18 protein-coding genes are annotated in these 18,994 nt (G+C 68.2%); 15 read left to right on the top strand and 3 right to left on the bottom strand.

The window, feature by feature from the left end; all coding sequences use genetic code 11:
• The 7 genes from ACODSL_RS10970 (at position 1) to ACODSL_RS10940 (ending at position 7,337) form a co-directional block, all read left to right on the top strand.
• On the top strand, positions 1–879 hold the full coding sequence (locus ACODSL_RS10970) for a DMT family transporter (protein ID WP_488900711.1): 879 nt from the start codon (positions 1–3) through the stop codon (positions 877–879).
• 170 nt (positions 880–1,049) lie between these two features.
• Complete coding sequence (locus ACODSL_RS10965) at positions 1,050–2,093, top strand: rod shape-determining protein (RefSeq protein WP_488900710.1); 1,044 nt, start codon at positions 1,050–1,052, stop codon at positions 2,091–2,093.
• A gap of 48 nt (positions 2,094–2,141) precedes the next feature.
• Positions 2,142–3,230, top strand: a complete 1,089-nt coding sequence (gene mreC / locus ACODSL_RS10960; RefSeq protein WP_488900709.1) for a rod shape-determining protein MreC — start codon at positions 2,142–2,144, stop codon at positions 3,228–3,230.
• Positions 3,227–3,742: a hypothetical protein gene (locus ACODSL_RS10955; RefSeq protein ID WP_488900708.1), complete on the top strand. Its 516-nt coding sequence runs from the start codon at positions 3,227–3,229 to the stop codon at positions 3,740–3,742. Before mreC ends, ACODSL_RS10955 begins: the two co-directional genes overlap by 4 nt.
• A complete protein-coding gene (mrdA, locus tag ACODSL_RS10950; RefSeq protein ID WP_488900707.1) occupies positions 3,739–5,727 on the top strand; it encodes a penicillin-binding protein 2 in 1,989 nt (662 codons plus the stop codon). Before ACODSL_RS10955 ends, mrdA begins: the two co-directional genes overlap by 4 nt.
• Positions 5,724–6,881, top strand: coding sequence for a rod shape-determining protein RodA (rodA, locus tag ACODSL_RS10945; protein ID WP_488900706.1), 1,158 nt, complete (start codon positions 5,724–5,726; stop codon positions 6,879–6,881). Before mrdA ends, rodA begins: the two co-directional genes overlap by 4 nt.
• Before the next feature lie 84 nt (positions 6,882–6,965).
• Positions 6,966–7,337 carry a four helix bundle protein gene (locus ACODSL_RS10940; RefSeq protein WP_488900705.1) on the top strand — a complete coding sequence of 124 codons (372 nt, stop codon included), beginning with the start codon at positions 6,966–6,968 and terminating at the stop codon, positions 7,335–7,337.
• Between the two features lie 31 nt (positions 7,338–7,368).
• Here ACODSL_RS10940 and pip read toward each other — a convergent pair whose 3' ends face one another.
• Together pip and ACODSL_RS10930 are read right to left on the bottom strand one after the other, a co-directional pair.
• Complete coding sequence (gene pip / locus ACODSL_RS10935; RefSeq protein WP_488900704.1) at positions 7,369–8,364, bottom strand: prolyl aminopeptidase; 996 nt, start codon at positions 8,362–8,364, stop codon at positions 7,369–7,371.
• An 80-nt stretch (positions 8,365–8,444) separates the two neighbouring features.
• Complete coding sequence (locus tag ACODSL_RS10930) at positions 8,445–9,446, bottom strand: alpha/beta fold hydrolase (protein ID WP_488900703.1); 1,002 nt, start codon at positions 9,444–9,446, stop codon at positions 8,445–8,447.
• 99 nt (positions 9,447–9,545) lie between these two features.
• On the opposite strand from ACODSL_RS10930, the gene ACODSL_RS10925 reads away from it, so the two are divergent.
• On the top strand, positions 9,546–10,772 hold the full coding sequence (locus tag ACODSL_RS10925; protein ID WP_488900702.1) for a multidrug effflux MFS transporter: 1,227 nt from the start codon (positions 9,546–9,548) through the stop codon (positions 10,770–10,772).
• Here the strand turns inward: ACODSL_RS10925 and ACODSL_RS10920 are convergent.
• Positions 10,757–11,140 (bottom strand): DUF423 domain-containing protein, encoded by a 384-nt coding sequence (locus ACODSL_RS10920; protein WP_488900701.1) that lies wholly within the window; start codon positions 11,138–11,140, stop codon positions 10,757–10,759. The genes ACODSL_RS10925 and ACODSL_RS10920 overlap by 16 nt on opposite strands.
• 109 nt (positions 11,141–11,249) lie before the next feature.
• Here ACODSL_RS10920 and ACODSL_RS10915 point away from each other — a divergent pair, with 109 nt between their 5' ends.
• From ACODSL_RS10915 to ACODSL_RS10885, 7 genes are all read left to right on the top strand, one after another.
• A complete protein-coding gene (locus ACODSL_RS10915; RefSeq protein ID WP_488900700.1) occupies positions 11,250–12,359 on the top strand; it encodes an Rv3169 family protein in 1,110 nt (369 codons plus the stop codon).
• Positions 12,356–13,369, top strand: coding sequence for a phosphotransferase family protein (locus tag ACODSL_RS10910; protein WP_488900699.1), 1,014 nt, complete (start codon positions 12,356–12,358; stop codon positions 13,367–13,369). The genes ACODSL_RS10915 and ACODSL_RS10910 overlap by 4 nt, the downstream gene beginning before the upstream one ends.
• The gene (locus ACODSL_RS10905) at positions 13,366–13,797 is read left to right on the top strand and encodes a hypothetical protein (protein WP_488900698.1); all 432 of its coding nucleotides are present in this window, start codon (positions 13,366–13,368) and stop codon (positions 13,795–13,797) included. Before ACODSL_RS10910 ends, ACODSL_RS10905 begins: the two co-directional genes overlap by 4 nt.
• 2 nt (positions 13,798–13,799) lie before the next feature.
• A complete protein-coding gene (locus ACODSL_RS10900; RefSeq protein WP_488900697.1) occupies positions 13,800–14,840 on the top strand; it encodes a DUF1176 domain-containing protein in 1,041 nt (346 codons plus the stop codon).
• 27 nt (positions 14,841–14,867) lie between these two features.
• The gene (locus ACODSL_RS10895; protein WP_488900696.1) at positions 14,868–16,040 is read left to right on the top strand and encodes an MFS transporter; all 1,173 of its coding nucleotides are present in this window, start codon (positions 14,868–14,870) and stop codon (positions 16,038–16,040) included.
• An 81-nt stretch (positions 16,041–16,121) separates the two neighbouring features.
• Entirely contained in the window at positions 16,122–16,334 is a 213-nt protein-coding gene (locus ACODSL_RS10890) for a hypothetical protein (protein ID WP_488900695.1), read from the top strand.
• A gap of 160 nt (positions 16,335–16,494) precedes the next feature.
• A complete protein-coding gene (locus ACODSL_RS10885; protein WP_488900694.1) occupies positions 16,495–18,975 on the top strand; it encodes a coiled-coil domain-containing protein in 2,481 nt (826 codons plus the stop codon).
• The last annotated feature ends 19 nt before the right edge of the window (positions 18,976–18,994 follow it).

Raw genomic sequence — 18,994 nt, 5'->3', positions numbered from 1 at the left:
ATGCTCTGGATTCCCATCACTGTCGCCGCGGCCGGTTTCCAGGTCGCGCGGAACGCTGCGCAGCGCAGCCTGCTCGGCGGGGCCGGCCCCTGGGGTGCGACGCTCGTGCGGTTTCTGTTCGGGCTGCCGTTCAGCCTCCTGTTCGCGTCGGTCGCCCTGTTGCTCATGCCGTCCGAGCTGCGCCCGTCTCCCGTCAGCCTCGGCTGGGCAGTTCTGGGTGGCGCGATGCAGCTGGGCGCCACGGCGGCGCTGCTGACGGCCATGCATCGCTCGAGCTTCGCGCTCGGGACCGCGTTTCAGCAAAGCGGCCTGCCGTTCGCGGCGATTCTGGGCCTGCTCGTCTTTCATGATCACCTCAGCCTGCACGGCTGGGGCGGGGTGCTGCTGGCCTCGGCCGGCCTGCTGGTGCTGTCCTGGCCTCGCGACGGCGATGCGACGCGCGACTGGACGGCCGCCGGTCTCGGAACGCTCTCGGGCTTCTGCTTCGCCGTCTCGGCCAACGCCTTCCGCCAGAGCGCCCTGGCGCTGGACCCAGGCCACCCGATTCCCGCGGCGCTGGTCACGGTGGCCATCGTGCAGGCGATGCAGTCCGTGGCCCTGACGTCCTGGATGGCGCTCCGGGACCGCGCATCGCTCGGTGTCGTGATCGGATCCTGGCGCGTATCGCTGGGCGCCGGGCTGTTCGGCGCCCTTGCGTCGGCGGGCTGGTTCACCGCCCTGGCCCTGTCGCCGGCGGGTCCGGTCCGGGCCGTCGGGGTGGTGGAAATGCCGATCGCGGCGCTCGCCGGACGCCGTCTTTTCGCCGAGAGGGTGACGTTGCGCCAATGGCTGGCGGGCGGCGTCACGGCGCTCGGCGTCGTCCTCGCGGCGTTCGGTTAACCCCCGGCCGCAATAGACCTTGAAATCAACACGTTCGCGGTGCAAACGGCGTGTCGTCAGCTTGTCCTGCCATCCCGCGACGCTGCGCCCACGGGCGCGCTCGCGGATTGGTGCGAGGCTTGCAGGACACGCCTCGCCCGTCCCAAAAGCTCTCAGACTCAAGGCTCTGAATGTTCGGCTCACTCTTCGGCGCCATCTCGAACGATATCGCCATCGATCTCGGCACCGCCAACACCCTCATCTACATGAAGGGCAAGGGCATCGTGCTGAACGAGCCGAGCGTCGTGGCGCTGCGCAATGTCGGCGGCCGCAAGATCGTTCACGCCGTGGGCATAGAGGCCAAGCAGATGCTGGGCCGCACGCCGGGCCACATGGAAGCCATCCGCCCGATGCGCGACGGGGTCATCGCCGACTTCGAAGTCGCCGAGGAGATGATCAAGTACTTCATCCGCAAGGTTCACAACCGCAAGGGCTTCGTGAATCCCAAGGTCATCGTCTGCGTGCCGTCCGGCGCCACCGCCGTTGAACGCCGGGCGATCAATGACTCGTGCCTCAACGCCTCCGCCCGCCGGGTCGGCCTGATCGACGAGCCCATGGCCGCGGCCATCGGCGCCGGTCTGCCGATCCATGAACCAACCGGTTCGATGGTCGTCGACATCGGCGGCGGCACCACCGAGGTGGCCGTGCTGTCGCTGTCCGGCATCGTCTATTCGCGGTCCGTCCGCGTCGGCGGCGACAAGATGGATGAGGCGATCATCAGCTACATGCGTCGTCACCATAACCTGCTGATCGGCGAGACCACCGCCGAGCGGATCAAGAAGGAAATCGGCACCGCCCGCGCGCCGGCCGACGGCGAAGGCCTGTCGATCGACGTCAAGGGCCGCGACCTGATGCAGGGCGTGCCCCGCGAAGTGCGCATTTCCGAGAAGCAGGCGGCCGACGCCCTGGCCGAGCCGGTCAACCAGATCGTCGAGGCGGTGAAGGTCGCGCTGGAGGCCACGCCGCCGGAACTGGCCAGCGATATCGCCGACAAGGGCATCATGCTGACGGGTGGCGGCGCGCTGCTGCGCGGGCTCGACGCCGAGATTCGCGACCACACCGGCCTGCCGGTGACGGTGGCCGATGACCCGCTGTCCTGCGTCGCGCTCGGCTGTGGCAAGGTTCTTGAACACCCGAAGTGGATGAAGGGCGTGCTGGAAAGCACTCTCGCGTAACATCAGCCTATGAGTCGGCGCCGGGGGTGGCGCTGACGGAGACATCGGGTGGCTCTGCGTCAGGACTCGTTCGGCGAATTGAAGGTTCCACTGACCTGGATGGCGGTGGTGGCCCTGATCGTCTGCGGCGTCGTCGGTGTCTCGATTCTGCTCAGCGACCGTCGTGAAACGTTCCAGACTGAAGCCTACGGCGCCGCGCGTCAGGCCGTCGACACGGTCTCCGCGCCGGTGGGCGGCGCCGTCGCCGCGCCGGGTCGCTGGACGGGAGATCTGCTGGGCTGGCTGCGCAGCTACGCCGCGGTGGCTCACGAAAACCGCCGCCTGAACAAGGTCATCGCCACGCTGCAGCTGCAGGCGGACGAGGCGGTCAGGCTGCGCGACGAGAACGAGCGTCTGCGCGCCATGCTCGGCGTACGCACCGATCCGCCGATCCCGATGGTTACCGCCCGGGTTGTGACCGACTCCCGGGGTCCCTTCGCCAATGCTCGCCTCGCCAACGCCGGCAGTGATCTCGGCGTGGTCGTCGGCTATCCCGTGCTCACCGAACGGGGCCTGGTGGGCCGTATCGTCGGGGTGGCGGGCAACGCCAGCCGCGTGCTGCTGCTCACCGATGTCGCCTCGCGCACCCCGGTGATGATCGACCGCAGCAACGCCCGCGCCATCCTGACCGGCGACGGCGGCCCCAATCCGAAACTGGAATACCTGCGCGGACGAGACGCCGTGCATCAGGGCGACCGTGTGCTGACCAGCGGCGACGGCGGCGTGCTGCCGCGCGGTCTGCCGGTCGGGCGGGCAGTCAAGGGCCTCGACGGCCGCTGGCGGGTGGTGCTCGACGCCGACGCCGGCGCGATCGACTGGGTCCGCATCCTGAAGTTCAAGGACTACTCGCAGCTGGCGGACCAGGCCGCGCTGGCCCAGACGCACCTGCCGCCGGTGATTACCGAGAACCCCGACGAGCGGATCATCGGCGCACCGGCTCCGCCCGCGCCTGCCGCGACGGCTCCGCCGGTTGCTGCGGCTCCGCCGCCGAAGACCACGGCGGCGCCCGCCAGGCCGGTGACGCCGCCCGCGAAGACCTCGTCGCCGCCGACCGCTCCGGCGCCGAAGACGACTGCCCCGGCGAGGCCCGCTCAATGAGCTTCTCGGCCGCCCGGCCGCTTGACCCCTGGCGCTGGATCGGCGTGCCCGCGCTGCTGTGCCTGGGCGCCACCATTCTGCTCGCCGCGCCGATCCAGCTGTTCGGCCTCCGACTGCCCGAGCCGATCTTTCCGATGGTCTGCGCCTTTGGCTGGGCGGTGATCCGGCCGTCGATCCTGGCCCCGGTGGTTCTGCTGCTGATGGGCCTCTTTCTCGACATCTACTGGGGCGGCGCGCTCGGCCTTTGGGCCGTCTCGCTGCTGCTGGCCTATGCGGTCACGCTGTCGATGCGCAACATGATGACCGGCCAGAGCCGCCCCATGATGTGGGCCTGGTACGCCGGCATGACGTTGGCCGCGCTGACCACGGGCTATCTGATCACCATGCTGGACGTGAAGGCCGCGCCGAGCCTCGTCGCCGTGATCTGGCAGTTTCTCGCCACCGCCATCCTCTACCCGTTCGCCCACCGGCTGATCGACCGCTTCGAAGACGCGGACGTGAGGTTCCGATGAGCGAACCGACAATCTTCTTCAGCGAAGTCAACGAGAAGCAGGGCGCCTTCACGCGGCGCGCCTTTCTCATGGGCGGCTTGACGGGCGCGGGGCTACTGGCCCTGACCGGTCGTCTGGTTCACCTGCAGATCGTCGAGGCGCAGCGCTACCAGAAGCTCGCCCAGTCCAACCAGTTCAACTTCCGCCTCGTGCCGCCGCCCCGCGGCCTGATCCTCGATCGCAACGGGGTCACGCTGGCCTCCAACCGACCCAACTTCCGCCTGCTCGTCGCGCGCGAGACGGACATGGACGTGGAAAAGACCGTCGACGATATCGCCACGCTGGTGACCATCGACGCCAAGAAGCGCGAGCGGCTGATCAAGGACATCAAGCGCGCACCGAAGAAGGCTCCGGTCCAGGTCATGGAGGACATGAGCTGGGAGGAGTTCTCGCGCATCAACGTCCGGGCGCCGGAGCTGGCCGGTGTGACGGCCGACATGGGCGAGGTGCGGGTCTATCCCTACGGCGGCGCGTTCGCCCACGTCATCGGCTATGTCGCGCGGGTCAACGACAAGGATATCCTTTCGGCCAAGAAGGCCGGCATTAGCCCCGACCCTTTGCTCTACAACCCGGGCTTCCGCATCGGTCGCCAGGGCGTGGAGAAGGCCTTCGACGTCGAGCTTCGCGGCAAGGCCGGGGCTCAGAAGCAGGAAGTCGACTCACGCGGCCGCGTCGTGCGCCAGGACCCCGGCGGCGATATTCCCGCCACGCCGGGCAAGGAGATCCGGCTGACGCTGGACGCAGACATCCAGAACCGCGCCCTTGAGGTGATGGGCGAGGAAAGCGGCGCCATCGTGCTGATGGACTGCCGCAGCGGCGACCTGCTGTGCATGGCGTCCACGCCCAGCTTCGACGCCAACCGGTTCGTCAAGGGCCTCGCCGGTCCCGAGTATCGGGCGCTGGCGCAGTACGAGCGAAAGCCGCTGCTCGACAAAGCCATGAGCGGTACGTATCCGCCCGGCTCGACCTTCAAGCCGATGGTGGCGCTGGCGGCGCTGTCGGCGGGCGTCAATCCGGAGGTGCGCGTCAACTGCGGCGGCAGCTGGTTCTTCGGCGGCCGAACCTGGCACTGCTGGGGGCGGCACGGCTCGCAGAACATGCACGATGCGATCAAGAATTCCTGCGACATCTACTTCTACCAGACGGCGCTGAAGGTCGGCCCCGACCCGATCGCCGCCGCTGCGCACGCTTTCGGCCTCGGGGGCACGTTTGACATCGGCATCCCGGGCCAGAAGAAGGGGCTCGTCGGCACCCGCGAGTGGAAGCGCAAGAACCTGAAACGCGAACCTGTCTGGCAGCCGGGCGACACCGCCAACTACGGCATCGGACAGGGCTATATCGGCGTCAATCCGCTGCAGTCCGCCGTGATGACGGCCCGCCTCGCCAACGGCAAGAAGGCGCTCAATCCACGCCTGATCAAATCGGTCGGCGGCGTCGACCAGCCTCACGGCGACGCGGTGCCGGACCTGCCCTACGCCAAGGAACTGCTCGACTACGTCCGCGGCGGCATGATCGCCGTGGCCAACGACACCTCGGGCACCGCCTTTCGCCAGAGCCAGTTGGGGCTCGGCGACATTCTCATGGCCGGCAAGACCGGCACGGCCCAGGTACGGGTCTTCAAGGACGGCGAGTCGCGCAAGAGCGCCGGCGTGCGCTGGGCGCTGAAGGACCACAACTGGTTCATCGCCTTCGCTCCGATCGATGATCCGCGCTACGCCATCTCGGTGCTGATCGAGCACGGCGGACTGGGCGGCGCCACGGCCGCCGCGCCGCGCGCGCGCGAGGTCATGCGGGTCGCCCTGCTGAAGGATCCGGAACTGCGCGCGCGGATCGAAAAGCCGCTGCCGATGCCGGAAATCGATCCCAATGCGCCGGTCGAAGGCGCAGCGCCGCTGCCCGCAGACGTCGGTGCGCCACTGCTCACGCCGACAGGAGCGCCGCAATGACCCTCAGCGGCGGCCTGACCCGTCCAGGTGAACGCGATCGGCTGATCGTCAAGTTCACCGAGATCGACTGGACCTTCTGCCTGATACTCTGCCTGATCGCCGGGGCGGGCGGGATGATGATGTTCTCGGCCGCCGAGTCGTCGTGGATGCCCTGGGCGGCGCCTCACCTGATCCGCTTCGCCGTGTTCTTCGTGATGATGATCGTCCTGGCGATGGTCGATCTGCGCGTCTGGTTCGCCGCGGCCTATCCCGTCTATGTGCTGGCCCTGATCCTGCTGGTCGGGGTGGACCTGTTCGGCGACAGCGCCAAGGGCGCGCAACGCTGGCTGGAACTGGGCCCGCTGCGCTTCCAGCCGTCCGAGGTGATGAAGATCGGCATCGTGCTGGCCCTTGCGCGGTTCTACCACGGCATCTCCGCCGACAACGCCCGCTTCAGCTGGTGGCTGCTGATCCCCGTGGGCATGATTGGCGCGCCAACCCTCCTCGTCGCGCTTCAGCCGGATCTTGGCACCGCCATTCTGATCGCCGCGACGGGCCTGGCGATCATGATCCTCGCCGGCCTGTCCTGGCGCGTCATCACGGCCGGTGTCGTCCTTGGCGTGGGCGCGGCCATCCCGTTCGTCATGTTCGTTCTGCACGATTACCAGCGACAGCGGATCCTGACCTTCCTGCACCCGGAGAACGACCCGAAGGGCGCCGGCTATCACATTCTCCAGTCCAAGATCGCATTGGGGGCGGGCGGCCTGCTGGGCAAGGGCTACGGCCTCGGCAGCCAGAGCCAGCTGGACTTTCTGCCCGAGAAGCACACCGACTTCATGTTCGCCACCCTGGCGGAGGAGTTCGGCTTCGCCGGCTGCTTCTCGGTCCTGTTCCTGTACGGCGCCATCATTTTCATGGCCCTGCGCATGGCGTCGGTGAGCCACAGCCACTTCGGCCGGCTGAGCGCCGCGGGCGTGACGGCGACCTTCGCGCTCTATGTGCTGATCAACGGCGCCATGGTCATGGGACTTGCCCCCGTCGTGGGCGTGCCGATGCCGCTGCTCAGCTATGGCGGCACCGTCATGCTGACCGTGATGATCGGGTTCGGGCTCGTGCAGTCGGTGCGCGTGCACCGCTATTCAGAGGTCACCAGCGGTCGCGGGTCGCTGATGTGATTTTGGGTAGATTTTGATAAGAATACTACTAAGGATAGTAGGGAGTAGGGAGTAGGGAGTAGGGAGTAGGGAGTAGGGGTGCACATGGCGTCCTACCGCGACCTGCTGGTTTGGCAGAAGGCCATGGATCTTGCGGAGGGCGCTTACGCCGTCGCGAAGCTGCTTCCTAAGGCGGAACAGTTTCGCCTTACAGCCCAAATTCTGCGCGCTGCCGTCTCAGTGCCCGCAAACATTGCCGAGGGCCGGGCCCGAACCGGCAAGCGGGAGTTTCTGCATTTCCTGAGCATCGCCAGCGGATCGCTCGCGGAGACTGAAACCCTTCTTATTATTGCGGTGCGATCTGGCCTCTTGGAGCGAACAAGCGCGTTGCCCGTCTTTCAGACCGCTGAAGAGGTCGGGCGCATGCTGACGGCGTTGAAGCTGGCTCTGAGGAGCAAGGTCGGAACAGCGACCTGAACGCTACTCCCTACTCCCTACTCCCTACTTCCTACTTCGCCCGCGCCGCCTCGTCCGTCGCCCTGATCAGGGCGTCTATCACGCCCGGCTCGGTCGAGGCGTGGCCGGCGTCCCAGATGATGTTGAAGCGGGCTTCGGGCCAGGCCTTGTGCAGGGCCCAGGCACTTTCCAGCGGCGTGACCACGTCGAAGCGCCCCTGGACAATCCAGCCCGGGATCTTGCGGACCTTCTCGACCTGTTTGAGCAGCCAGCCGTCCTCGGGGAAGAAGCCCCGGTTGGCGAAGAAGTGGCATTCGATACGGGCGAAGGCGATGGCGAAGTCGACCTCGTTGAACTTGGTCGGGCGCGCCTCGGGGCCACGGATCGACAGGGTGTCGCCTTCCCACTGGCTCCAGGCCGCAGCCGCCTCGGCCTGCACCTTGCGGTCGGAGTGGACCAGGCGCTTGTGGTAGGCGGCGATCATGTCGTGCCGCTCACCCTTCGGGATCGGCCCGACAAAGCGCTCCCAGGCGTCGGGGAACAGGAACGAGGCGCCGTCCTGATAGAACCACTTCAGCTCGCGCTGGGTCAGCAGGAACACGCCGCGTAGCACCAGACCCTCGACCCGGTCGGGATGGGTGATGGCGTAGGCCAGCGCCAGGGTCGATCCCCAGGAGCCGCCGAACACGGTCCATTTCTCGACGCCGAGGTGGACGCGGAGCCGCTCGATGTCCTCGATGAGCGACCAGGTGGTGTTGTCTTCGAGGCTGGCATTCGGGCGGCTCCTGCCGCAACCGCGCTGGTCGAACAGAGCCACGCGCCATTTCGCCGGGTCGAAGAACCGCCGCATGGTCGGGTTGATCGCCCCGCCCGGGCCGCCGTGAAGGACGACGGCCGCCTTGCCCATCGGATTGCCGCACTCCTCGTAATAGAGCTCGTGCGGCCCGCCGGTCTGCAGCCAGCCGACGTTATAGGCATCCACCTCCGGGTAAAGGGTCCGGCGGGAGCCGGTATAGCCGGGGGCGGGCGGCGACGCTGAGCGATCCATGCGGCCGTTCTAGCGCCGCGATGGTCCGGGGGCCAATTACAAAGGGCGCTGCCGGGGACATGGACCGCAAGTACGTGTCCCTAGAGCGGGAAACGCCGTCCCAGCCAGTCGAGCATGATGCGGTTGACCTGTTCCGGCTCTTCCTGCTGCGTCCAGTGGCCGGAGCCGGTGACCAGCTGCTTTTCCAGATCCGGGATCAGGTTTTCCATGCCGTCGGCGGACGAGGGGGGAAGGACCGCGTCCTTCTCGGCCATGATCATCAGGCTGGGCTGGCGAACGCGGTGCTCCAGGCCCTCGGACCGCTGCCAGTTGCGGGTGAAGTTCCGGTACCAGTTGATGCCGCCGGTGAAGCCGGTGCGCTCGAAGGTCTCGACGAAGGTCTCGAACTCGTCGTCGGTGAGGAAATAGGGGCGGGGATCACCGGCCGGGTCGTAGGCGGCGATGGCGTCGACCATGGCGAACAGCGAAGGGTCGCCTTCCTTGCGCTCGGTGGCGAAGCCCTGTGACGCCCCGGGCATGTCGATCGGCCGCCGCAGGAACATGTCCATCACCTTGCGGGCGTCGGCGTTGAGCACGGCGTCAGCCTCGCCCGGCGTCTGGAAGTGGACGATGTACATCCGGTCGCCCATCCGCTTGCGCATGATGGCGATCGGATCGACGGGCGCGCGTTCGTTGAAGGGCGTGTTCAGGCCGATGACGCCCGCGACCCGGTCAGGATGACGGATGGCCATGTACCAGACGATGAAGCCGCCCCAGTCGTGGCCGACGAAGATCGCCTTCGCGATCCCTTTGTGGTCGAGCAGCGCGACCAGGTCGGCGCAGAGGTTCTCGATGTCGTAGCTTTCGACGGCGTCGGGCCGGTCGGTCAGGCCGTAGCCGCGCTGGTCCGGCGCGATGACCCAGCGCCCGGCTTCCGACAGGGCCTTGATCTGGTGGCGCCAGGAGAAGGCCAGCTCCGGAAAGCCGTGGCAGAACACCAGCGGCACGCCTTCGCCCTGCGGTCCGGCTTCATAGTAGGCCATGCGGATGCCGTTGACGTCGGCGTACTGCACGGGCGGCATCATGGCGGTGAGAGCGGACATCTGGCGTTCCCCGGCTTGTTTTCCGAACCGTGACGGGTGGTCGTCGCGGAAGGCAAGGGGGGAGACAGCCGGCCTTCACCGCACTAAACACGGCCCACCTTGAGCCAGACCGCCCCCCCGCCTTCGCCGTCTGCCACGCCCTGGGGCCTGGTCTTCCTGCTCGGATCGCTGACGGCGTTCGCGCCGATGTCGATCGACATGTACCTGCCGGCATTCCCGACTATCGGGGCGGCGTTGCACGCCAGCGCCAGCCAACAGCAGGCGACGCTCGCGGTCTTCCTGTTCGGCATGGCCATCGGCCAGTTCCTTTACGGGCCGGCCTCCGACCGTTTTGGCCGACGCATCCCGATCATGGTGGGGATCACGGTCTATGTCGCCGCCTCGATCGCCTGCGCCCTTGCGCGGGGACCGGAGTGGCTGATCGCCGCGCGCTTCGTCCAGGCGCTCGGCGGATGCGCGGGCGCCGTGGTGGCGCGTGCGGTGGTGCGTGACCTGTTCGACCATACCGAGACGGCGCGGATGCTGTCCCTGCTGACCCTGATCATGGGCCTCGCGCCGATCCTCGCGCCGATGTCCGGCGCCGTAGTGCTGCAGGCGCTGGGCTGGCGGGCAATCTTCTGGGTGCTCGCGTTGTTTGGCCTGCTGTGCGGGCTGGCGGTCTTCTTCCGCCTGGACGAAAGCCGCTCAGAAGCGACGGCGGCTCAAGCGCGATCGGAGAACCCGCTCAAGGCCTACCGGGTGCTGCTCTCAAACCGTCGATTGATTGGCTATTCGCTGGGGGGCGGGCTGAACGGTGCCTTGCTGTTCACCTACATCTCCTCGTCATCGAACCTGATGATCGAGACCTACGGCTTCACGCCCTTCCTCTACACGGTCGTCTTCGCCTGCAACGCGTTCGGGGTCATCGGGGCGGGGCAGGTCAACCGCATGCTGCTGCGCGTCCGCACGCCTGATCAGGTTCTGGCCCAGGCGAGTCTCGCGGCGCTGGGCTTCGGCGCGTTGTTGCTCGTTGCGGCTCTGACCGGCCTTGGCGGCAAGTGGACGGTGCTGCCGCTCCTGTTCGCCTGTCTGGCCAGCTATGGCCTGATGGCCGGGAACACCATGGCGGGGGCGCTGAGCGTTGATCCGAAGCGCGCCGGTTCGACGTCCGCCCTGATGGGGGGACTGTCGTTCGCGGCCGGGGCGTTCGCCTCCTGGCTCGGCGGCGTCCTGCACGACGGCTCCGCCCGGCCGATGGCAGCGGTGATGATGGTCTGTCTGCTCGGATCGAGCGCGGCCCTCTGGGGGCTGGCGCTTCCGCGTCGCCGCGATCAGGCCGCGGGCTGATCCACGTCGCGCGCCGACCAGGCGAGAATCGCCCAGCCGGTCAGGAAGCCCAGACCGCCCAATGGCGTCGCGAACACCAGCCAGTGCGGTCCACCCAGCGCCAGGGCGTAGAGCGATCCCGAGAACAGCACCGTCCCGCCGAGGAAGAAGGCCGGGGCGAACCGGGCCCGCTTTGCGCCGATGTTCATGAAGGTCGCGCAGGCGAACGTCGCCATGGTGTGCATGAATTCATAGGTCGCGCCGGTCTTCAGCCAGTCCTTCGCGACGGGGTCCGAAACACCGTGCGCCGCGAAGGCGCCGATGGCGATGGCGGCGAATCCGCTGATCGCGGCCAGCGTCATCCAGGTCCGTCTCGTCCAGCCGATCACGCTTTCCCCTCCGTCACGGTTGCCTAGTCAGGTTGTCATCGTTCACCTTGCAGGCTGTAGGCCCGAAACGCTCACGTGAGAAGCGGCGGTCCGTTGGAGGAACAAGGCCATGGCGCTCACCAAAGGCGACGATTTCCCGATCCACCAGACGGCCGAGCCGATCGCCTATTCGGGCACCGACCGGAACTTCTATGACCGGTACTTCTTCAACGGCTATCACCCGCAGAGCGGCGAGGACTTCTTCGCCGCGGCCTTCGGGGTCTATCCGCATCTGAACGTCGTCGACGCCGCTTTCGTGGTCGTGCGCAACGGTGTCGAGACCGCGCTGCACGCCAGCGGCTGGCTGGTCGACCGGCTGGACCTGAAGGTCGGGCCCGTCGCGATCGAGATCCTCGAGCCGCTGCATCGCCTCAGGCTCACGGTCGATTCGCCGGAGCATGGCCTGAAGGCCGAGATCACCTTCGAAAGCCGCGCTCATCCGATCGAGGAGCCACGCTTTGTCCGTCGCCAGGGCACACGGACCTTCATGGACTACACGCGCCTTACGCAGAACGGCCACTACACGGGCTGGATCGAGCTGGACGGCGAGCGTCGCTCGGTCGACGGCTTCGCCGGCACCCGGGACCGCTCGTGGGGCGTTCGTCCCGTCGGCGCCCGCGACAGTCAGGAGGTCGTCCCGCAACAGCCACCGCAGTTCTACTGGCTGTGGTCGCCGTCCAGCTTCGAGGACGGCAGCTTCTTCTTCCACAGCAACGAGGACGCCACCGGCCGGCCGTGGAACACGCGCGCCGTCTGGACCCCGGACGGGTCGACCGAGGACGGCATGGAGCACCTCAATGGCGCGGCCGCGATCGAGTGGAAGAGCAACTCCCGCCATGCGAAGAGTGCGGTCGTGACCCTGACCGACGACTACGGCAAGCCGGCCGGTTCGGTCGCCTTCCAGCCGATCTACGAGTTCCAGATGATGGGCCTGGGCTACACCCATCCCAAATGGGGCCACGGCCAGCTGCATGGTCAGCTGACCGTCGAACGGGAAGATATCAAGCTGTCCGAGGCCGACCCGACGCTGCCGTTCAACCTGCACGTCCAGGCGCTGTCGGACGTTGTCTACACCGACGCGGCGGGCAAGGTCCGCAAGGGCCGGGGTGTGCTGGAGCAATTGGTGATCGGTCCCCACGGGCCGTCGGGCTTCACCGGCATCATGGACATGGCCAAGTGACGCTTCAGGACCAGCTCGAGGCCTATCTGACCCGCATCTGGGAGACGCCGGCGCGGGTCACGATGATCGCGCGGATCCCGGGCGGGGCCAGTCGTGAGACTTACCGGTTTGATGTCGAGGTCAACGGCGGGACACGTGGTCTGATCTTGCGGCGCGACCCTGTCGGCAGCCTGATCGACACCGAGCGCAAGCTGGAGTTCCTCGCCTTCCGTTCCTTCCACGGCAAGGGCTTGCCCGTGCCGGAAGCTGTGGCCCTTGAGGAAGAGGGCGCCGAGCTCGAACGGCCATTCTTCATCATGGGCCGCATCGATGGCGGCAAGGCGCAGAGCCCCTTCACCCTGCCACCTTACGGCGACCATGCGAGGTCCATCGGCGAACAATTCTACGGCCACCTCGGCAAGATCGCCGCCGCCGATCCCGCCACCCTTCCCATCGCAGAGGCGACCGCCTCTCCGGCGCTCGACGCCTGCTGGAAGAAGGAACTCGACTACTGGGAAGGCGTCATCGACGCCGACGAGGAGCATCCGCAGCCGATCGTGCGCGCCTGCATCCGCCGCCTGCGCGCCAATCCGCCGCCGCCGGCCCAGAAGCTGTCGGTCGTGCACGGCGACTATCGCACTGGCAACTTCATGCATGACGGCGCCGGCAAGGTCATCGCCCTGCTGGACTGGGAAATGGCCCATATCGGCGATCCGCTCGAGGACCTCGGCTGGGCCATGGAGCCGCTTTGGTGCTACGGCGAGTCCGATCGGGTGTCGGGCATGCTGCCGAAGGCCGAGGCCATCGCCATCTGGGAACAGGCCAGCGGCCTGAAGGTCGATCCCGTCGCCTTCGCCTGGTGGGAGCTTTTTGCGTCGGTGAAGGGCCAGGCCATCTGGATTTCCTCGGCCAACGAGTTCCGCGCCGGCGGCTTCAAGGACCCTGTACTGGGTCTGTCGGGTTGGTACACGGCGCGCCTGCAGGACCTCGTGCTGTCGCAACGGCTCGCCGCCCTGGAGGCGCTCACATGACCCCGACCGTGCCCGAGCTGCTGCTCGGCAACTTCCTCTGCCTGATGGACCCGCCGCCGCCGGAGTCGAGCGGCGATTTCCTCCAGAGCCGCATCGGCGTGACCGGCATGATCAGCCTGCTGTGCGCCCAGGAAGCCGAACGCGGCATCGCCGCCCGGGTCTGGGAGAACGGTGCGATCCGGTCGTTGCTCATCCGTGTCGCGCCGACCTACGGGGCCGCCTTCGCCGACGCCGCGAAAGGGGAGGACACCGACCTCTCGCTCGCCGCCCTGGACGCCGCCAACGCGACCCTTCGGCGGGCGCTCATCGCCCTGCACATCGCGGTCGAAGACGCGCGCGACGCGGCGCTGGATACCGACATCCGCGGGCTCTACGTTCAGATGGCCGAGGCGCGTCGCCTCGATCTGCCGCCGCTGCCCGCGAGTTGACCATGCGCACTCTCGTCGCCCTGACCGCCGGACTGACACTGCTGACGGCGGGCGCGGCCGGGGCGAGCGGGGTAAAGACCTTCCGGGACTGGACGGCGGTCTGCGACAACCTCAACACCTGCGTGGCGTTCGCGACGCCGGCCGCGGATGCGGCTGAAGTGGCCTGGCTGCGGCTGGAGCGGACCGGCGAGGCCGGCGCGCCAGTGTCCATGGTGATCGCCGTCTATGCCGAGGATGATCCCAACGTCGGCGGCGGCCCCTGGTTTCTCGATGTCGACGGAAAGCCGGTCCCCGGACTCGGCGCGCTCTACCCGGTTCAGGACGGTAGCGGCTACTGGCGCATGGAAATCCCGGCGGCCAACGCCCGCGCGCTGGCCATCGCGGCCCGCGACGGCGCGGTGCTGAAGCTGACCCGCCGCAAGAAGGATCCGCTGACCCTGTCGCTGTCCGGCGGCGCGGCGACCCTGATCTGGATCGACGAGCAGCAGGGCCGGCTCGGCTCGCCCACGGCCCTCAGCCGCGGCGCCGGAACGCCAAAGGCCATCACGGTTCCGGCGATGCCCGGCATCGCTCCCGGCGCGGCCATCGCCCAGACGGATCTGCCGAAGAGCGTCCCGGCGGCGGTGATGCGTCTCCTGCCGGACTGTGAGGACATGTCTGACCGCCATGTCGAACCGCTGATCGCGCGCCTGGCGCCCGGCGTTGTGCTCTACGCGCCGGTCTGCAGCCTCGGCGCCTACAACGCCGTCCACAACCTGATCCTGGCCGGCGAGCACGGGGAGGGCGCACGGACCATCGCCTTGCCCTTGCCCGCGGGCTATGGCGGCGGCGGGATCAGCGATCCGATGAACCTCGACTACGACCCCGACACCCGCATCCTCGGCAGTTTCGCCAAGGGCAGGGGTCTTGGCGACTGTGGCGACGAGATCCAGTGGATCTGGGACGGCAAGGCTTTTCAGCTTCTGACCGCGCGGGTGATGCCGTTCTGCAGCGGCGTGCCCGGCGATGACTGGCCCAGTCTCTATCAGGCAGTGGTTCGCTAAGTTCACTCGACTCTGATAGCGCAGGCCATGTTTCGCGCCACTCTGCTCGGCCTGTTCTACTGCTCGATCTTCATCGGCACGGGGGCAAGCCTGCCCTACATGCCGGTCTGGTTTCGGGCTCACGGCCTTACCGGGTCCCAGATCGGCATGATCCTCGCCGCGCCGATGCTGGCGAGGATATTCATCGCACCGGCGCTTGCGGTCTGGGCCGACGGCTTCCGCCTTCGCCGCACGCCGATGATGCTGTTCGGGGCGGCGGCTGGCGTCAGCTACGGTCTGATCGGGCTTGTCAGCGGTTTCGGGCCCTGGCTGGTCTTCTGGCTGATGGCCTCCAGCCTTCTGTCGACGGTCGTGCCGTTGGCCGACGTTCTGACGATGCGCCGTGCCCGGGTCGAGGGGTTCAACTACGGCCTGCCGCGCGGCATCGGCTCGATGGCGTTTGTTGTCGCCAACATCGGCATGGGCGCCCTGATCGGTCGTTTCGGCCCTGACATCGTCATCCCCTGGATTTGCGCCGCCGGTCTGTTGGCCGGATTGGCCGCGCGGTTCCTGTTGCCGTCGGATCCGGTCCACGAAACGGGCGAACGGCCCGGCCGCAGGGATCGCTGGCGGGGCGTCTCCGAACTGCTGCGCAACCGACCGTTTCTTCTCGCGGTCGGCTCGACAGCCCTGATCCAGGCGACACACGCCTTCTACTACGCCTTCTCCGCCTTGCTCTGGAAAGCCCAGGGCGTTTCCGCCACCGTCGTCGGGCTGCTGTGGGCCACGGGGGTGGCAGCCGAGATCGCCTTCATGTGGTTCTGCGAGCCGTTGCGCAGAAAACTGGGGCCAGAGCGTCTCGTCATCCTCGGCGGCGTCGCCGCATTGGTGCGCTGGACGGCCTTCGCCTTCGCGCCGCCGGTGTGGCTGCTGTTCCCGCTGCAGACCCTGCACGCTCTCAGCTTCGCGGCGGTGTTCATGGGGTCGCTGCAGCTGATCGAGCGCAACGCCCCGCCCCACAGCGCTTCCGCCGCCCAGACCATAAGTTCCGCCGTGTCGGGCGGGCTGGTCGTCGGTCTCGCCACCCTGGCCAGCGGCCCGCTGTTCGACAGGTTTCATGAGCATGGCTACCTCGCGATGTGCCTGCTGGCGCTCACCGGTCTGGTTGGCGCCTGGCGCCTGGCCGTCGCGGGCCGCGCCGCGCGAAGGGTCGAAACATGACCAAAACTTCACCAGTCAGGTGATTGAAGGCGGCGCGGCGCTGATGGATAACAGCGCTATCGCAAGTTGGGGGACGGGCCGGTGCGGGCTCTGCTTGAGATCTTCGCCGCCATGGTGCTGTGGGCGGCTTCCGTGGCCTTCGCGCAGTTCGGGATCGAGCTCGACAGCGAGCCTGCGGCGACACGTCACGCGCCCACGGCGCGGCGAACGGCGCCAACGTCGGACACCCCGGCCCCGACACCGGCTATCGCCCCCTGCGCCAAGCCCGGAAAAGCCCGGATTCACGACATTTGACGTCTATCCGCGGTCGATCCTCGCCCGGACGTTAACGAAACCTTTTCAAGCCCTTTTCGCGGGCGAGTTTCACCGTTAGGTTTCTCCTGGCGCGCGAGGTGTGGGGCCGGCGATCGCGCACCATTGACTTCTGCGGCCCCTGCAGGACCACGACCCGCGAATGACGGCCAGGAAGACCCGCTCTCCGTTCGACTTTTCCCGGGCTTCCCGGGATGTCGCCGCCTCGCAGCAGGTCGCTGAAGCCCTCTCGAAGATCGAGCTGGAGGCGCCGCCGACGCTCGAGGCCGAGCTGGAAATGCGGCAGGCGCCGCCGACCGTGAGAATGGCCTCCGAAGACACCGCGCCGCCGACACCCGTTCATGCCGTTGACCCTGCGGCCGAGCCGCCCCTTCCGCCGGCGGTGCTGGCCCGGACCGAGAAGGTCAAGGAACCCTCCGGCAGCCCGATCTGGATCGGCGCGTTTCTGGTCAGCGCCCTGTGGGCGGTGGCGCCCGTGGCGTTCGCGCTGGGATGGAGGTGGAAGATCGAACCGCTTGGTGACGATCCGCTCGCGCTCGGCCTGTTCACGGTCCTGGCCATTGGCCCGGCGGCGCTCGTATTCGTCGGCGCCTACGCCCTGGTTCAGGGTCGTAAGCTGGCCGCTGAACTGCGCCGCGCCCGCGAAAGCACGTCGCGCCTCCTCGGTCCCGCGGCCATGGCCGCCGCCGAGACCGGCTCGGTGATCGAGTCCGTCCGCCTGCAGATCGCCAGCGCCACCGGCGCCGCCCACGAGGCGCGCGAGACCATGCTGGCCCTGCGCCAGGCGATGGCCGAGGAGACCGAGCGCCTGGCCGAAGCCGCCGCGCAGTCAGCCCGTGTCGCCGCCGACCTGGCCTCCACCCTGGGTGACGAACGCGAGCAGCTCAGCAGCCTGAGCGGTGAGCTCGACGCCAGGGCGACGGCCGTCACCGACTCGATCACCAGCCAGGCGCGCATGGTCGCGGAGGCCTCCGACCTCGCCGAAACCCAGCTTCGCGAAGCCGAGGCCGCCCTGGCTGCCCGCGCCGCCGATCTGGCCGCGGCGGCCGGTGAAGCCAACGACGCGGCCCGCGTGGCCGGCGAGGATCTGGCTCGCCAGGTCGCCCGCCTCGAGACCGCCGGCGTCGGCGTCGGCGACCAGATGCGTCTGGTCGAGGAAGGCCTGACCCAGCAGCGGGCTTCGCTGGTCACGGTCGCCCACGCCCTGCGCGCCGATCAGGAAGATTTCGCAGCCCTGGCCGAGAGCCGCGCGGCCCAGCTGTCCGAGTTCATGATCCACGCCACCGAGGGCGCGACCAATCTCGGTGAACAGGCCGCCAGGGGCGCCGAAGCCCTGCGCCAGCTGATCGCCGACGCCGCCGAACGGTTCGAGGCGCTCACCGAACATGCCCGCGCCGAACGCGCGGCCCTGGGCGACGAAGCGGCCCAAGCCGTAACCCTGCTCGGCGCCGCCGCTGCGCGTGAACGTGATGGTCTGGAAGACGATCTGAAGCAGGCCATCGAACGACTAGGTTCCGCCGCCCAGGCCGCCCGGGAAGTCGCCGAAGGCCACGCGGATGCCGCCAGCCAGCGGGTCGACCAGTTGAGCGAGGCTGCCTTTGCCGCGCACCAGAAGGCCGATGCCGTCTTTGAAGCGCGCCTGACCGAGGCCCGCGACCTCATCGAGCAGTCGGCCCAGATGGTCGAACAGGCCGGCGCCGTCACGGCCCAGAAGCTGGAGCACGGGGTCTCCGTCGCCCGTGAGGCGCTTGGCGAACTCGAGCACATGCTGGGTGAAGTCGACGCCCGCGCGTCCCGTCTGCCCGACGCCGCCCGCGCCCGCGTGGAGGAAGTCCGCGTCTCGGTCGAACAGAGCATGGACGACCTGCTGGCCGCCGCCCGCCGCGCCGCCGATGAAACCCAGACCATCGACGCGGCCTTCCAGGAACGCGTCCGTCGCAACTACGACATGCTCAGCGAGGCCGTGAAGGTCATGGGCGTCGTCGCCGGCGCCGCAGGGACCGCCGCGCCGGCCATCGGTGCAAACCGCACCCAGCGCGCCGAACCGGCTCGCAGGCCCCCTGAAGCCGCTGCCGGTCCCGCCGAAGCCGCCGGCCTGCGTCCACGTCTCAAGCTGACGCCGACAGCCACGGATCAGGAATTCCGCAGTGTGTTCGAAACCGCCGGCGGCCACGCGCCGTCGCCCCAGCCCGCGCCCGAGCCCGGCGAGAGCGGCTGGAGCTGGAAGGACCTGCTGACCTCGATCGACGACGACGAGAGCGATCCAGAGAGCCTCGCCGAACGCATGGCCGCCGAGATCGCGGGCATGGGGATCGACCCCGCCGCCCTTCTTCCGCGCAACCGCATCGACGAGATAGCCGCCGCCGTTCAGACCCGCGACATCGAAGGCGCCCGCGAAGTCGTTCGCCGGCTCGCGCCGGCCGCCATCCGCCGCCTTGTCCGCCGCCTGTTCTCCGACGCCGCCATGCGCGGGCAGACCGAGCGCTTCCTGCAACGCTTCGGCGGAATGATCGAGGAGGCCGGCGAGCGCGATCGCAGCGGCCTGCTGGCCGGGACCCTGTTGGCCTCCGAGGGCGGCCGGGCCTATCTGCTCCTCGACGCCGCGGCGGGCGATCTCGGCTGACCCGGACTGACGTTCAACG

The organism is Caulobacter sp. FG121 (assembly GCF_057809815.1).
Note: the sequence above shows the minus strand (reverse complement) of the source record. Positions and strands in the feature narration are given on the sequence as shown.